Here is a 14,446-nt window from a genome sequence, read left to right on the forward strand (position 1 = left end):
GTCTCCCGCGCGGCTCCGCATCGGGCGCATCCGGCCCGGACCTGAGTGGGCGTCACCCATTAGGCTGCTGCAACGGGCGGAGCCGTAGCGCAGAGGTCGACGCGCGCGGTCTCCAAAACCGCGAGGACGCCGGTTCGAATCCGGTCGGCTCCGTCCGCCCGGCGCTGCGCTCACTCTCACTCCTGGGGCAGGTCCAGTTTTTCCAACGGCCGTACGGCGGGGCCGTGGACGACCTCGCCGTCCACGGCGAAGCGGGATCCGTGGCAGGGGCATTCCCAGGCGCGTTCCGCGTCGTTGAAGGAGACCAGGCAGCCCAGGTGCGTACAGCGCGCGGACACCGCGGTCGTCGTGCCGTCCTGGTCGCGGTAGACGGCACAGCGCCTGCCACCGACGCGGACCACCGCGCCCGAACCCGGGGCGATCTGTTCGACGGTGTCGACGTGGGTGGGCCGCAGCCGGTCGCCGATGAAGTGCTTGGCCACCTCGATCTGCTGCCCGAGCAGAGCGGGCGCCTCGCGCACCGTACTCGCGACGCGTCGGGGGTCGTACAGTCCCACCCACGGCGGCTCATTGCCGGGATCGGTGATGAGCCTGGTCAGGAGGCGTCCGGCCAGCACGCCACCGGTCATGCCCCAGCCGCCGAACCCCGTGGCGACATAGGTGTGCCGGGCGCCCCGGTGGAAGGAGCCGATCAGGGGCACGGTGTCGCTGGGGTCGTTGTCCTGCGCCGCCCAGCGGTACGCGGTGGGGCCCACCGGGAACCGTTCGCGCATCCAGCTGTCGAGGCGGAGGAAGCCCTGGTGGGCGTCGCCGGTGCCGGGGGTGAAACTCTCCCCCGTGACGATCAGGAGGCGCTGCCCGTCGGCGAGCGGCGCCGACCGTACCGACCGCTTGCCCTCGTCCTCGGTGATGTACATGCCTTCGGGTGCCCGGTCGGCGGCGATGGGGGCCGCGACCACCAGTTCCCTGCGTACCGAGAGGCGGGCGAAGAGCATCGCACGGTCGAAGACGGGATAGTGCGTGGCGATCACGACGTCGTGTGCCGTCACCGTGTGCCCCGCTTCGGTGGTGACACGGCACGGCGTCCCCTCCTCAAGGCCGGTGACGCGACTGCGTTCGACGATGCGGCCCCCGCGGCCGACCAGGTCCTCGGCCAGCGCAAGGAGATACTTGCGCGGATGGAACTGTGCCTGGTCGGGCACGCGGACCGCCCCGGCCGTGGCGAAGGGAAGGTCCGTTTCGGTGACGTACTCGGCGTCGAGCCCGGCGTCCCTCGCGGCACGCGCCTCGGCCTCGATCGCGGAGTTCGACGAGGCGTGGGCGGCGTAGCAGTAGGCGCTCGTCCGCTCCAGGTCGCAGGCGATGCCCAGCTCGTCGACGATGTCCACCACCCGCTCCACGGCGTCCTGCTGGGACCGCGCGTAGAGCCGGGCGCCCTCGGTGCCCCGGGTCCGCAGCAGGCTCCCGTACACGAGGGAGTGCAGGGCGGACACCTTGGCGGTGGTGTAGCCGGTGACGCCGGAGGCGATGCGGTCCGCCTCCAGGACGACGACGCTCCGGCCCGCCCGAGTCAGCTCCCACGCCGTGCTCAGACCGGCGATCCCCGCGCCCACCACCGCGACATCGGCCTCGATGTCCTCGCTCAGGGGGGCGTGGCGCGGCCCGGGGGTCGTGTCCATCCAGTACGACTCGTTCTTACCGGGAAGCTGGGGCGAAGTCTGCATGGCGTTGCTCTCTCCCACGTCTCACTCGGACCGGCGGCTGTGCGAGTGCCCTGATCGGCGGCGCGCACACCCATGGTCCGTCGGCACCGCCCCGCGCGCCCGCCGTACGACGGCGCGCCGGTCCAGGGCCTCCCGCTACGCAGCCGCCGGCCGGTCCCGGGCCGGCCGTCCGCCATGTGCCTCTCGACGGGAGCGCCGCAGGCGCCGGCGGTCAGGCGCGGACCGCGGGCTTCAGGACCTCCTCACACCATGCGCGGAAGGTGGTCGGGCTCGCGGTGTCGGGAGTGCGCGGTACGCCGTCGTCGAGGCCGTCCTCCTTGGCGCGCATCATGTCGACGTAGCCCGCCACGAACGCGCTCCCGAGCCCCTGCCCGACGAGCGTGGCGCGGAACGCGTCCAGTGACTGCCGCTCGTAGCGGACCGGCCTTTCGAGTACGTCGGACATGATCCGCGCCATGTCGCCGGCCGAGAGGTCCGCCGGGCCGAGCACCGCGACCTCGCCCGTGCCCGTCCATGAGCGGTCGACGAGCAGAGCCGCGGCGGCCGCGGCGATGTCCCGGGTGGCGGCCGCCGGTGCCCTGCGGTCGACGGCGACGGTGTCGGTGAACACGCCGTGGTCGCGGATGGAGGTCACCTGCCGCAGCAGGTTGTCCATGAAGCTCGGGTTGGCCAGCGCGCGGTAGGCCACACCCGTACGCGCGATGAGATCGTCCATGGTCAGGGACGCGGTGACCAGTCCTGCCCGGTCGGCGACAGGGGTGCCGCGGCCGAGCGCGGAGACGCCGACGACGTGCCCCACCCCGTGTGCCGTGAACGCCTTCGCGGCGGCGCTGGTGAACCCGCTGTACGCGGCGTCCAGGCTGGGTGCCCGCGGGTTCGGCGGGACGAGCCAGAAGACGGCGTCCGCGCCCGCGAAAGCACGGTCGATCACGTCGGCGTCATCGTGCGCGCCGGTCACGACGTCGACGCGGGAGCGGACCTCTTCGGTGAGTTTGCGCGGGTCGCGCACGATGACGCGCAGCTCGTCGCGACGCTCGGGGACCTCGTTGAGCAGGATGTCGAGGAGTCGGCTGCCTATGTGGCCCGTAGGGGCGGTGATGACGATCATGTTTCGAGTCTCACGGCGGTCCCCCAGCGGCGTCCAATGCCCTTCTCGGCGGATTGATACCGTGAGGGCATGGATCTGGATCTGCGCAAGCTCCGTTACTTCGTCGCGGTGGCCGAGCAGCGGCACTTCGGCCGAGCGGCGCAGCAGCTCTACATCACCCAGCCGGTCCTCAGCCGGCAGATCAAGGCTCTTGAGCAGGAGCTGCAATGCGCTCTGCTCGTACGGACCACTCGCAGCGTCGAGCTGACGGCGGCCGGGCAGCGGCTGCACGAGGAGGCGGAGGCGATCCTGGACGCGGTCACCACGGCGGTGCGGCGCGTGCACGACACCGATCGCGGCGTCCGGCGCCTCAGCGTCGCCTTCACCCCCGGACTGCGGGTCGCGGAGGCGATCCGGGCGTTCACCTCGCGCCACCCGGAGGTGGAGATCGAGATCGTCCCTGCCCTGTGGTGGGAGCAGGACGCGCCCCTTCGGGACGGCCGGGCCCAAGTGGCCTATCTGCGGCGGCCGTTCGACGACGTGGGACTGCGCACCGTGTCCATCGGCCGGGAGGCCCGGGTGGCCTGCATGTCCGCGGGGCACCGCCTGGCCGGCCGTGACGAGCTCACCTGCGCGGATCTCGAAGGCGAGCGCCTGCTCGACTCGCCTGCGCGCCGCACCTCTTCCCTGGAGGAGAAGTTCGAGCTCGTCGCGTCCGGGGACGACATCGCCCTCGTCCCCGTGAGCGTCGCGCGCTCCTACTCGCGCCCCGGTCTCGTGCACCTTCCCGTAACGGACGCGCCGGGCCTCGACACGTGCCTGGCGGTCCTCGCGGACCGGCGCGAGAAGCTGCTGCGCGACTTCCTGACGGTCGCCACCTCGACACTGCGGGGCAGCTGAGGCTCGCCCGCCACGGGCCGCCACGGGCCGCCCACCGAGGTGCCGGCTACGCCGCCTCAGTCGGGGAGGGCGCCGAAGAGCATGTTTCCGGCGCAGCCGCGCTCCTCACTGGTGAAGTAGTCCTGGAATGCCTCGTTGAGCTCGTCGAGACTGACGGCGCCGTCACCGTTGGTGTCGAGGCGCCGGGCCACGGTGCGGGCGTCCGCCGCCGGCACTCCGAAGGTGTCGAGCAGGCGCTCGGTCTCCTCGGTTTCGAGCATGTTGTTGCCGTTGGCGTCCGCGGTCGTCAGGAGGGCCACCACCATGGGCAGGAAGTGCGTGCGATAGGCGCTGGGGGTGCCCACCAGCTGGGCCACCGCCTCCTCGAAGGCGTCGCGGTGCAAGGGAGTCGACGGCGGCGCGCCCGCCACTCGGCGCACGTGCGTCCACGAATCCTGGAACGCCTGCGTGAGGAGGGCGGCCCCGGAGGATTCGGGAGTGTGCCCGAACGCCTCGCCGATGTTGCCCGCGGCCCTGAGCCAGTCGGCTTCGTCGACCAGACCGTCCTGGTCCTTGTCGAACAGGGCGAAGAGCGCCCGGTACTTGGTGGCGAGGAACGGCGCGACGGCTCCGCGCCGAAGGACCGTGCCCGATGGCGGGAGCGTCATGGCGGTCGTCGTGAGGTACGAGCGCGCCACGGGGTTGGCCGAGGACGCGAAGTGGGGGGCGCGCCCCTGGTCGAGGGTGTCCAGGTAGGCGCGGGTGGCCCGGTGTCCCGCGGCGGCGCGGCGCTCGTTGACGGCGATCTCCTCGCGCGGACCGGCCCGGAAGGCGGCGTCCGCGCCCTCGTCACCGGCTTCCCCGCTGGGCAGGATGTGCACCCGGACGCCGGGCGGGTGGGCGCTCAGGATCTGCGCGAGCCGGTGACGGCGGGAGATCTCGAAGGCCGTCGGGCCGATCTGCCAGGGCCATCGCGCGGGCTGGAGAGGGCGCTCGCGCTGCCGCATCCGCAGGACGTAGACGGTGGTCACGCCGTAGGCGACGGCCCTGCCGACGGGGGCGGTCTCCACGATGCCGCCGTCCACGTAGTGCTCGTCGCCGATGCGTACGGGCGGCCAGAGGCCGGGGATGGCGCAGGAGGCGAGGACCGCGGGGAGGAGGGGGCCGGAGTCGAAGTACCGGGCAGCGGCACGTTCGATGGAGGCGGCGACGCACTGGTAGGGCAGCACCAGGTCCTCGATGCGGGTCCGCCCGCCCAGATACGATCGGGCCACCTCGTGCAGGGCGTCCATGGACGCGAGGGCCGCCCGGCGCCGCAAGGCGTTGAGCAGCAGCCCCCGGGCCGTTACGGACATGACACGTTTGCCCAGCAACTCCCTCCACATCTCGGCGAGTTGGTCACATACGGCCACCGTGGGGTTCCTGGCGAGCAGCGCGCCCTGCAAGGCCCCGACGGAGGTGCCGAAGACGAGATCCGGGACGATGTCACGTTCCAGCAGTGCGCGCAGCATGCCCACCTGGTAGCCGCCCAGTTTGCCGCCACCGCCGAGGACGAACGCGGTGCGGGGTGCCGATCCGTCCGACGTGGGGGCCGGGATGTCCGCTGCGGGCATGGTCTCCTCCTGATGACGCTCTCCGTGCCATGGTGGGGTCGGCGCGTCGCCCGTCCCCGGTGGACTCGGCCAAGTGGGTGGCCGTTCCTCCGGGTGCGGGGGGCGGCACGTTCGTCCGGGCGTGTACGTGTGCTGACCGCTCACCCGGATGCGGGGGGCGGCACGGCGTGTACGTGTGCTGACCGCTCACCCGGGTGCGGGGGCGGCACGTTCGTCCGGGCCGGTACGTGTGGTGCGTACCCATGCGTCCAGTTCTCCCCAGCGCTCGTACAGCCAGGTTTCGAACCCGTCCGGGTCCCGCGGCACCTCGCCCGCCTCGAAGCTCTGCCAGGAGACATGGACCGACGCGTCGCCACGGGAGGGATAGCCCCGGCCCAGGCGCCACGGCAGGACGTCCTCCAGCCCCGTGTGTGCCACCACCACGACGTGGGCGCCGGGCGAGTTGGCGAGCAGCACCGCGGCGCCGCGGGCGAAGGGCGCCATCACATGGGGCATCGTCTCCGCGGCAGCCGCCAGGTCGTGTCTGCCGGAGCGACGCAGGGACGCGATGCGCGCCCGTCGGCGCCGCATGCTGAAGTTCGTGCCCTCGGGCAGGATCAACGCGGCGTCACCGGCCCCGAGGCGGGACCCCATCGCCGCGAACTCCCGCCCCGCCGCGGCCCGCCCCTCGGCATTCCACCGCATCGGGATCACAGGCACCATGTCCACCAGCGCCGCCGCACCGGGCAGGCAGACGGCCGCGCTCTTGCACACGCCGTGCGGACTCCGTCCCAACGCCTTCATGGCCACGTGGACCGCGAGCTGCATGTTGAGCAGTCCCGCGTGCCGCAGCAGCACGACGACCGGCCGCGCGGGGTCAAGACGCGGCGGTTCTGGACAGTCCATGGGCATGCCGACCGCACGGAGCCCGGCACCGAAGAACAGGCTGGTCGACTTCCGCGCCAGTGCGACACCCATGCCGGGGCACTCCGACGGGCCGAGCGCGCCACGACGCCGGGCCAGGTGAAACCGCAGGCCGCCGACGACCGCGCTCACCTCGCAGGTGAGCAGGTACGCCGCGAACAGAAGCGCCAGGCGCGCCACGCCGCGGACCGGCCCCGGGAGCCACCGGGCAACCACCCTGAGGGCCACCAGCACGGGTGACAGGCCCAGCACGACGAGCACGCCCAGCACGAGGAGCGCGATGTGACCGAACACGCGGAGTGCCCTGCCCAGCACGTGTGCCGGGGTGGCCCCCCCGACCCCGCCGACGACGTGGACCGGCGCCCCGGCGACCGTCTCCGCGAGGACGGGACCGACAGCCCGCTCGATTGGCTTCATGAACCAACTGGTTCTCACAGCCGAAGGAGCCCCGCAAGCGGAGCCCCGCCCCGCCGGACCACCTCGACGCCCGCGTCCTCGGAAGATGGGATGACCCGGAGGACCGACGGCGGGTGCGCCGGACGGCCGACGTCCCGTCGGTCCCGGCTGCCCAACAGGGCACTCCGGCAAGGCGCTTGGGCGAATCGTAGCCACTGGGGGCATGTCCCACGGGAAAATGCCAGAAGTTCCCCCTTCTCGCGACACAGCGCGTAACTTCTCCGTCACTGCGGCACGGGATGCGTACCGCGGTGATCTGTCATCACACGACGCCAAGGAGGGGATCTCCGCGTGCCCGGAATCGACGAGTGCCTGCTGGAGACGATGCGGCTGCCCGGCGCGCTCGGGGCAGCACTCGTCGACTGGACCAGCGGGCTCGCTCTCGGCACCATCGGTGACTCACCCGGCGGCGACCACGAGGCGGCCGCCGCGGAAGCCGCCGAGTTCGCCAGGAGCGCCGTCGAACACCCCGTCTTCGCGCCCGGCGCCCCGGACACCGCCGACGAACTCGTCGAGGACGTCCTCGTCACCGCTCAGGGCGGCTACCACCTGCTGCGTTTCGTCAGGACCGCCTACGACAGCAGCATCTTCCTGTACCTCTGGCTGGACCGGGAGCTGGGCAACCTCGCGCTCGCCCGGCTGAGGCTGCGCGATCTGGCCGAGCGGCTGGTACTGGCGTGAGCCCCATGGCGGGGTCCACCGGCGAACGCCAACTCTCGCCGATGCTGGCCCGGTTGGTGGCGGAACGGGCCAGCGGCGCGCTGCTGCGCGACACCGGCACGCTCTACCTCGTCGACGGCCAGGTGGTGCACGCGGAGAGCCCGTCCGCCCCGGGCATCGACGTACTGCTCACGGTGGGCGGCCGGCTGCGCCCCGAGGGCTGGCAGTGGGCCGTCGAGCAGGCGGGAGCGCAGGGAAAGGTGGGCCGCTTCCTGGTGGACAGCGGTCAGGTCACCGGCGGTGAACTGGAGTTGTGCCATCTGGGTGCGCTGTTCGACGCGGCGTTCTTCACGCTCTCGCCCAGCAGCGGCCCCACCCGCTTCCGTTACGGAGTGGCGCACTGGATCGGCCCGGTGCGGCCCGTGCCGGCGAGCGCGGTGGCCCGGGAAGCGGCCCGGCGCCGGGAGTTCCTGTGCCGGCTCTGGCCGCACCCCGAGGTCGACACGGCCCCCGTGGTGCCCGCCCAGGGCCGGCACGGGATCCCGGTGACCGGCCGTCGGCGCGCACTGCTCGCGCTCGCCGACGGCGTCCGCACACCGCAGGACATCGCGCGCCTGCTCGGCCGTCCGGCCTTCCACACACTGGTCGACGTCCGCCGGCTCGCGGCGTGCGGGGCGATAGAGACCCCGCTGGCGATCGTCCCGCAGCACGGCATGCCCGCTTCGGTGGCGCTGGCCTCGGCCGAAGCGGAGTCCGTCGCGGACGTGGCCCTGCTGCGCAGGCTGCGTGACGGTCTGGAGGCCACGCTGTGATCCGCGTGCGCAGGCAGCGCGCCGAAAGGAGACAGATGATGGCGGCAGAGGCGGAGGTCCTCGCCGAACTGCACAGGCTCCGCGTCCGGTTGCCTCAGCTCAGCGGCGCCGTGGCCGCCAGTGTCGACGGCCTGGTGCTCGCCCAGGACTCCACGAGCGAGGCCGAGCCCCTGGCCGCGCTGACCGCGGCCGCCCTCGGTGTCGCCCAGCGCCTCACCGACACCGCGGGCCAGGGCGCCTTCCACGAACTCCTGTTACGAGGCGAGGCCGGCTATGTGGCGACCTACGCGGCGGGCTCGTCCGCCGTGCTGACCCTCCTCGCCCAGCCCCGCATCAACGTGGGGCGGCTGCATCTCGAAGCCCGCCGGGCGAGCGCCCGGATCGGCGACCTGGTCGACGGCAGCCTCGGCCGACTGGAGACCCCATGACTCCCACCCGTCCCCGGGCCGACCGGCCGGGGAACACATCGGACGGCAAACAGCGGAAAGGAAGCACGAATCCCATGGCGAACACGGAAGCCACGCTCAAGGAAGCGATGACCACCATCGAGGGGACCATCGGCGTGGCCCTCGTCGACTACAGCAGCGGCATGGCCCTCGGCACTCTGGGCGGCGGCAAGGAACTCGACCTCGCGGTGGCCGCCGCGGGCAACACCGACGTGGTGCGGGCGAAGGTGCGCACCATGGAACTGCTCGGCCTGAAGGACGAGATCGAGGACATCCTGATCACGCTCGGCTCCCAGTACCACCTGATCCGGCTCCTGACGGGACGCGGCCACAGCGGGCTCTTCCTCTACCTGGCCCTCGACAAGGGCCGGGCCAACCTGGCCATGGCACGCCACCAGCTCAGGAAGGTCGAGGCCGAACTGGAGGTGTGAGCCGCGCGCGCCCGCCGGCCCGTGGCGCCGCGCCCTTGAGGGGCGGCGCCACGGGCCGGATGCGTGTGCCGGGCCAGGAGAACGGTCGCGCCATCGGCATGCGCTGAACTACCCGGTCTCCGTAAGGGAGTTGGCCGGAGCGGGCGCTCGGCCTCAACGGCCGGCCGATGTCTCCTTCCGTACGCATTCGATGAGGTAGTCACCGGTGTCCGGGTCGATCACGACGCCGTGGGCCTCGCTGTGGAAGCCGGGGAAGGCCCGGTCGAACGCCTCAAGGGCGCCGAGGTAGCGCAGGACCGGCCCGTCGGGGGCGCCGAGTGCTTCGCCGGGCATCAGAACGGGGATGCCCGGCGGGGTGACCGTCACCATCGCCGCCGCCACCCGTCCCGCGGCTTCGGCGAGACGCAGACGTTCGGTGCCGCCGCGGATGAGCTGCTGGTAGCAGCGCTGCGGCGGGACGACTGGCTCGGGCAGGTCACGGAAGGCGGTGTCCAGGGCGTCGATGAGGTCGGCGCGCGTGAGGTGTTCGTGCATCTCCTGGCACAGGCCGCGCAAGGTGGTGTGGCCGTAGCGCTTCGGGTGTCGCTCGACCAGCTGGGGCAGCACCTGTCGCAGGGGGGTCTCGCCGTCGTGCAGCGCCTTGAAGTCCATCAACGCGTCCATCAAGGTGCCCCACTTGCCCTTGGTGATGCCCATGGAGAAGAGGATGAGCGTGGTGTACGTGTCCGTCTTCTCCACGACGATGCCCCGCTCGGCGAGGTAGGAGGTGAGGACGCGGGCGGGAATGCCCCATGGTTCGCTCACGCCCGCGGCCGTGACTCCGGGGCAGGTCAGGGTCACCTTGATGGGGTCCAGCATGCACTGGCCCCGGCTCAGGCCCGGGAACCCGTGCCAGTCCGCGTCGGGGTCGAGCTGCCAGCACTCCGGTTCGGTGGCCAGCAGCGCGGGTGGCGCGTCCGCGAAGGGCGTACGGGTTCCGGTGGCCGGTTCGATGACGCTCTCGGGCTGCCAGACGCCGAAGAACCAGGCCGGCCGGTCACCGGCGGCGGCGATGCGGCGGCCGGTACGGACGACGGCCTGCCGGAACCGGATGGCCTCGCAGACGGCCTCGTTGATCAGCCATTCCCCCTGGGGCCCGTCCATCATCGCGGCGGCGACATCGAGTGAGGCGATGGCGGGATAGAGCGGCGAGGTGGTGCCGTGCATCATGAACGCCTCGTTGAACCGGTCGTGTTCGACCGGGGCACGCGGCGAGGACCGCACGTGCACCATGGCGGCCTGGGACAACGCGGCGAGGAGTTTGTGGGTGGACTGGGTGGAGAAGACGGTGGGCCGCCCCTCGCCCTCGAACGTGTCCGGCCCCACCGCCATTCCGTAGCGGCCGCGGTAGAGGGGGTGGAAGCGCGCGTAGGCGAACCACGCCTCGTCGAAGTGGAGCCGCGGGGTACTGGGCGCGAGGGCCCGCGCGGTCCCGACGGTGTCGTAACACAGGCCGTCGTAGGTGGAGTTGGTGATCACCGCGTACTGGGCATCGGCGGAGAGCGCCCCCGGCGTCAGCGGGTGGGACGCGATCCTGGCGGCCACCGCGGCCGGGGCGGTCTCACTGGCGGGAAGCGGGCCCGCGAGGCCGTAGCCGTTGCGTGTCGGCACGAGGTAGACGGGGCGGGCGCCGGAGATCACGAGCCCGTGCAGCACCGACTTGTGGCAGTTGCGGTCGACCAGGGCGATCTCGTCGGTGGTGACGCAGTAGTGGCCGACCATGCGGTCCGCGGTGGAGTCGCCGTGCAGGACGAAGTACGTACGGTCCGAGCCGAAGATCCGGGCGGCGTTGTGCTCGGCGTCGCCGATGGGGCCGTTGTGCTCGAAGAGAGAGCCCAACTCGCCGACGGAGATGGAGAGATCGGTGCGGAAGAGACGTTCCCCGTAGTAGTCGAAGAACGCCCGGCCCACCGGTGACTTCAAGAACGCCACCCCGCCCGAGTGCGCGGGCGTGTGCCAGGAGTATTCGTGGGCGTCGTCGAATCGCCGCAGCGCCTTGAAGAACGGCGGCAGGACGGCGTCCCCGTAGGCGTGCGCGGCGTGGGCCACGCGTCCGGCGATGAACGAAGGGGTGTCCTCCAGCGGCCAGACGTATCCGACGACGGCCTCGGCCACCCACAGCGGCAGCCGGTCGAGGCCGTGGTCGGAGTCCTCGGCCATCACGACGAAGACGGGCAGGTCCTTGAACCGCCGGGAGATCTGCCGCAGGACGGCCGCACCCCCTGCTTCCGCGTCCTCGGCGCCGGCGTCGGCACTGACGTCGTCCGGCCGGCCGCGTTCGTACGGAAGCTCCCACGCCACCATGGCGGCGGTCAGGCCGGCTTCGGTCCGCAGAGCGGCGCACGCACTCTCGGCGCTGCGCGCCCACCGCACTTCGAGGCCCCGGTTCTCCAACTCCTTTCCGATGCGGCGCAATTGCTCGGTTCCGGCGCCGCCCCCGAGGGGGTCCTCACGCAGGGCAAGCAGGACACTTCCGTTCGCCATGACCATCTCCACGCCGCTTCGCGATCCGGGCGGATCGGTGGCCAGCTTCCTGCCAACGCACCGGGGCATATGCGAAAAGCGTGACGGAACCACCTGTACGGGTCAGGGACGCGGCACGCCTTGACGGGGCCGCCCGGACGGCGGACCCCACCGCGTGCCGCACCCCGACAGGCTTCTGGCAGGCCGTCAGATGGTCATTGCCTCCTGGATCCAGCGGTTCACCCGGTAGGGCATCCACCACCCGAGCTCGCCGACCCGCAGCATCAGGCGTTCCTCCAGGAAGTCCGCCAGGACGGCGGCCGGCACCGATGCCGTGGGGCTGCCGTAGGAGAGGGTCTCGATGGCCCGCCGGTACTCGGGCTCCTCGACGGTGAAGCGGCGCAGGTCGCCCCAGCGGCGGTCGCGGATCTGCACGAAGCCGGGGCCCTGCCTCCACAGGCACTTGCACAGGTAGTGCCCTTCGCGCCACTGGCGCAGGTCGCCGGACGCGTCGCCCGTGCCCTCCAGGCTCTGCGGCGGCTGGAGGTGGCTCAGGTCCCGCCAGGTGGCGTCGGGCGCCGCCGGGTCCATGCGCAGCTTCCACTCGACGAGGACGGCCCGGGCCGTCAGGTCCCGTACGAGACTCAGCAGACGTACCGCACGCTCGGCGGCGCCCGGGGCGTCGAGACCGGTGAGGTCGACGGTTTCGCGCAGCCGGACGCGGCGGGTCCCCGCCTCCCACAGCCGGTCGCTCTCCTCGCCGATGGGGCCGGTCAGTTCGATGTCACCGAGGTGCATGCCGGGCAGCGCGCACGCCTGCGGGTCGTAGTCGCGCCAGGCGGCGACCGTGAGGGCCGGGGCGGCGGTGGTGAGGGCGGTGCTCATCGGTCTTGTCCTCCTACTGCTGGGTCAGACACTCACGGGCTCGGGCGCGGCGGTCTGTCCTGCTCCGTCGATGGCGGCATGCGCGTGACGCATGAAGTCCAGGCGCAGCAGGTCCTCGTTGACGGCCGATGGCGCGATGTGGACGTACTGGCCGCCGTCGGTGAAGACCAGGCCGAGCGCGAGCCAGGAGTCCAGGAGCTGCTGCACCTCGTGCTCGCCGCGTGCGGCGCCCTTGGCCCGGGCCGCGGCCTTGCGGGTGAGGGCGGCGGTCGTGTGCGGCTGGTCGAGGAGGCGGAAGACGGCCAGTTCGAACGGGTCGGTGAGCTCCATGGCCCGCCAGTCGAAGGTGCGCCGCCGGCTGACCAGGACGATGCGGTCGCCGAGGTCGGTCTGGGTGAGCCGGGCGTCGGTGTGATGCTTCTTCCAGGCGTCGATCGCGTCGTTCAGGGCGGTGACGGTGGGCTCGGTGATGCCGCGCTGCGGGGCTTCGAAGACGTACGCGAGGTCGTACAGCTCCGACTCGGGCAGGTCGTAGGTGAACCGGTAGTGCTCTTCGGGGCGCAGTCCGTCGAAGCCGAGTTCGGGGCGGTTGAAGTACGGGCTGAAGCGCTCGATGGCGATGCGCGCGGAGAGGTCGACGGGCGGGTCGAGGTGTTCCAGTGCGGGTATCTGCGCGATGACGGGGTCGTAGTCGTCCGCGGTCTCGCCCGGGAAGCCGTGCAGGTAGTTCCAGGCGACGGAGAGTCCCGTCTCGGCGCCGTCGCGGAGCATGCGCACGTTCTGGCAGCCGCTGACGCCCTTGTCCATGAGGTCGAGGACGCGGTTGTTCAGGCTCTCGATGCCGGGCTGCACGTAGATGAGGCCGGCTTCGGCGAGCGTACGCAGCTGGCCGCGCCGCATGTTGGCCTTGATCTCGATGTGCATCCGCAGGTCGTAACCGCTCTCCATGATGCGGGGCAGCACGGTGGTGAGGTAGCCCATGTCGAGGATGTTGTCGACGAGGTACATGTCGAGCACGCGATGCTGCCGGGCGAGCTCCATGATCTCTTCGAAGAACGTGTCCGGGCTCTTGGAGCGGAACTGCATGAACGAGCCGTTGAGGCCGCAGAACGTGCAGTGGTGCTTCTCGCCCCACCAGCAGCCGCGCGCGCCTTCGACGACGAGTTTGGGCTCGGCCCAGTTGCGGGCCACGGAGGCCGCGAGGCGTTCGAAGTAGCCGCTGTAGTCGGGGGCGAGGATGGTGGCGGGTGGCAGCGGGCTCGTGGCCATCGGGTTGACGACGCTCCTGCCCTGCGCGTCGCGGTGACACAGGCCCGGTACGGTGGCCAGTTCGTCGGCGCCGGCGCCTTCGGCGATGGCGGTCAAAAGCTGCGGGAAGGCCGCCTCGCCCTCGCCCCGGATGACATGGTCCACGAACGGGAAGTTGCGGTGGACGGCCTCGCCCTGCTCGCCGTCGCAGTTGGCGCCGCCCATGACGGTCACGATGTGCGGGGCGAGCCGTTTGACGTGCTTGGCGGCGGCCAGTGCGGCGGTGTTCTGCTGGAAGGTGGAGGTGAATCCGACGACGTCGGGCGCGTAGTCCACGATCCGCCGGGCGATCATTTCGACGAACTCCGGTACCTGGCGGTGGAGTTCTCGCGACATGCGCAGCCGGGACTTGCGTAGTTTGCCCTGCATGGCGGTCGCGAATTCCTCTTCACGCCAGGTGGGGTCGTCATAGAGCGCCGAGGAGAACACCCAGTCGCCGCAGCCCAGGAAATAGGAGGACAGCGAGTAGTACTGGTAATCCTCCGGGGCGAATTCGGTGCGCTCGGTGATCCAGTCGGTGAATTCGAGATTGGCGTGCAGGACCTCGGCGCGGGCACCGGGCACACGTTCGTCCACGCTGCGTTTGAGGATTCCCAGCGCGAGCGAGGGAAGGTCGATCGGCGACCAGGGCATATTGACCAGCAGGACACGCATGTCGGCTCCTCGGTGGGTGCGGAGACGTGACGGGACGGGGGCCAAGGGGCCGGGGGCCAAGGGGGCCGAGGCTGTGCCGGCCCGGC

12 protein-coding genes and 1 tRNA gene are annotated in these 14,446 nt (G+C 71.5%); 6 read left to right on the forward strand and 7 right to left on the reverse strand.

Annotated features, from left to right (window positions below; all coding sequences use genetic code 11):
* Positions 1 to 78 precede the first annotated feature (78 nt).
* Positions 79 to 153: transfer RNA gene (locus tag ACGFW5_RS23305), tRNA-Trp, on the forward strand.
* A 23-nt stretch (positions 154 to 176) separates the two neighbouring features.
* Here the strand turns inward: ACGFW5_RS23305 and ACGFW5_RS23310 are convergent.
* Positions 177 to 1,724, reverse strand: a complete 1,548-nt coding sequence (locus tag ACGFW5_RS23310; protein WP_393836218.1) for an FAD-dependent oxidoreductase — start codon at positions 1,722 to 1,724, stop codon at positions 177 to 179.
* Between the two features lie 211 nt (positions 1,725 to 1,935).
* Positions 1,936 to 2,832: an NAD(P)H-binding protein gene (locus ACGFW5_RS23315; RefSeq protein ID WP_393836219.1), complete on the reverse strand. Its 897-nt coding sequence runs from the start codon at positions 2,830 to 2,832 to the stop codon at positions 1,936 to 1,938.
* A 69-nt stretch (positions 2,833 to 2,901) separates the two neighbouring features.
* Between ACGFW5_RS23315 and ACGFW5_RS23320 the strand changes: the two genes are divergently transcribed.
* Positions 2,902 to 3,711: a LysR family transcriptional regulator gene (locus ACGFW5_RS23320; RefSeq protein ID WP_393836220.1), complete on the forward strand. Its 810-nt coding sequence runs from the start codon at positions 2,902 to 2,904 to the stop codon at positions 3,709 to 3,711.
* Between the two features lie 56 nt (positions 3,712 to 3,767).
* Here ACGFW5_RS23320 and ACGFW5_RS23325 read toward each other — a convergent pair whose 3' ends face one another.
* Both ACGFW5_RS23325 and ACGFW5_RS23330 read right to left on the reverse strand, forming a co-directional pair.
* On the reverse strand, positions 3,768 to 5,303 hold the full coding sequence (locus ACGFW5_RS23325) for a patatin-like phospholipase family protein (RefSeq protein ID WP_393836221.1): 1,536 nt from the start codon (positions 5,301 to 5,303) through the stop codon (positions 3,768 to 3,770).
* Positions 5,304 to 5,489: 186 nt separating this feature from the next.
* Positions 5,490 to 6,623 carry a hypothetical protein gene (locus tag ACGFW5_RS23330; protein WP_393836222.1) on the reverse strand — a complete coding sequence of 378 codons (1,134 nt, stop codon included), beginning with the start codon at positions 6,621 to 6,623 and terminating at the stop codon, positions 5,490 to 5,492.
* Between the two features lie 330 nt (positions 6,624 to 6,953).
* Between ACGFW5_RS23330 and ACGFW5_RS23335 the strand changes: the two genes are divergently transcribed.
* From ACGFW5_RS23335 to ACGFW5_RS23350, 4 genes are all read left to right on the forward strand, one after another.
* Entirely contained in the window at positions 6,954 to 7,343 is a 390-nt protein-coding gene (locus ACGFW5_RS23335) for a hypothetical protein (RefSeq protein ID WP_393836223.1), read from the forward strand.
* A gap of 5 nt (positions 7,344 to 7,348) precedes the next feature.
* Positions 7,349 to 8,134 (forward strand): transcriptional regulator, encoded by a 786-nt coding sequence (locus tag ACGFW5_RS23340; RefSeq protein WP_393836224.1) that lies wholly within the window; start codon positions 7,349 to 7,351, stop codon positions 8,132 to 8,134.
* Between the two features lie 38 nt (positions 8,135 to 8,172).
* Positions 8,173 to 8,562 (forward strand): roadblock/LC7 domain-containing protein, encoded by a 390-nt coding sequence (locus ACGFW5_RS23345; RefSeq protein WP_393836312.1) that lies wholly within the window; start codon positions 8,173 to 8,175, stop codon positions 8,560 to 8,562.
* Positions 8,563 to 8,636: 74 nt separating this feature from the next.
* Positions 8,637 to 9,011 (forward strand): hypothetical protein, encoded by a 375-nt coding sequence (locus tag ACGFW5_RS23350; RefSeq protein ID WP_393836225.1) that lies wholly within the window; start codon positions 8,637 to 8,639, stop codon positions 9,009 to 9,011.
* Between the two features lie 153 nt (positions 9,012 to 9,164).
* On the opposite strand, the gene ACGFW5_RS23355 is transcribed toward ACGFW5_RS23350, so the two are convergent.
* From ACGFW5_RS23355 to ACGFW5_RS23365, 3 genes are all read right to left on the reverse strand, one after another.
* Positions 9,165 to 11,534 (reverse strand): Orn/Lys/Arg decarboxylase N-terminal domain-containing protein, encoded by a 2,370-nt coding sequence (locus ACGFW5_RS23355; RefSeq protein WP_393836226.1) that lies wholly within the window; start codon positions 11,532 to 11,534, stop codon positions 9,165 to 9,167.
* Positions 11,535 to 11,720: 186 nt separating this feature from the next.
* Positions 11,721 to 12,398, reverse strand: a complete 678-nt coding sequence (locus tag ACGFW5_RS23360; RefSeq protein WP_393836227.1) for a DUF5825 family protein — start codon at positions 12,396 to 12,398, stop codon at positions 11,721 to 11,723.
* Positions 12,399 to 12,422: 24 nt separating this feature from the next.
* Complete coding sequence (locus ACGFW5_RS23365) at positions 12,423 to 14,360, reverse strand: RiPP maturation radical SAM C-methyltransferase (RefSeq protein WP_393836228.1); 1,938 nt, start codon at positions 14,358 to 14,360, stop codon at positions 12,423 to 12,425.
* Positions 14,361 to 14,446: the final 86 nt, after the last annotated feature.

This window comes from Streptomyces sp. NPDC048416 (genome assembly GCF_043200435.1).
GTDB lineage: Bacteria > Actinomycetota > Actinomycetes > Streptomycetales > Streptomycetaceae > Streptomyces.

Bases quoted from the DNA above. Each gene is read 5' to 3' on its own strand.
- ACGFW5_RS23350 (WP_393836225.1), top strand. From the start codon at position 8,637: ATGGCGAACACGGAAGCCACGCTCAAGGAAGCGATGACCACCATCGAG.
- ACGFW5_RS23355 (WP_393836226.1), bottom strand. From the start codon at position 11,534: ATGGCGAACGGAAGTGTCCTGCTTGCCCTGCGTGAGGACCCCCTCGGG.
- ACGFW5_RS23330 (WP_393836222.1), bottom strand. From the start codon at position 6,623: ATGAAGCCAATCGAGCGGGCTGTCGGTCCCGTCCTCGCGGAGACGGTC.
- ACGFW5_RS23315 (WP_393836219.1), bottom strand. From the start codon at position 2,832: ATGATCGTCATCACCGCCCCTACGGGCCACATAGGCAGCCGACTCCTC.
- ACGFW5_RS23345 (WP_393836312.1), top strand. From the start codon at position 8,173: ATGGCGGCAGAGGCGGAGGTCCTCGCCGAACTGCACAGGCTCCGCGTC.
- ACGFW5_RS23340 (WP_393836224.1), top strand. From the start codon at position 7,349: ATGGCGGGGTCCACCGGCGAACGCCAACTCTCGCCGATGCTGGCCCGG.
- ACGFW5_RS23325 (WP_393836221.1), bottom strand. From the start codon at position 5,303: ATGCCCGCAGCGGACATCCCGGCCCCCACGTCGGACGGATCGGCACCC.
- ACGFW5_RS23360 (WP_393836227.1), bottom strand. From the start codon at position 12,398: ATGAGCACCGCCCTCACCACCGCCGCCCCGGCCCTCACGGTCGCCGCC.
- ACGFW5_RS23365 (WP_393836228.1), bottom strand. From the start codon at position 14,360: ATGCGTGTCCTGCTGGTCAATATGCCCTGGTCGCCGATCGACCTTCCC.
- ACGFW5_RS23320 (WP_393836220.1), top strand. From the start codon at position 2,902: ATGGATCTGGATCTGCGCAAGCTCCGTTACTTCGTCGCGGTGGCCGAG.
- ACGFW5_RS23310 (WP_393836218.1), bottom strand. From the start codon at position 1,724: ATGCAGACTTCGCCCCAGCTTCCCGGTAAGAACGAGTCGTACTGGATG.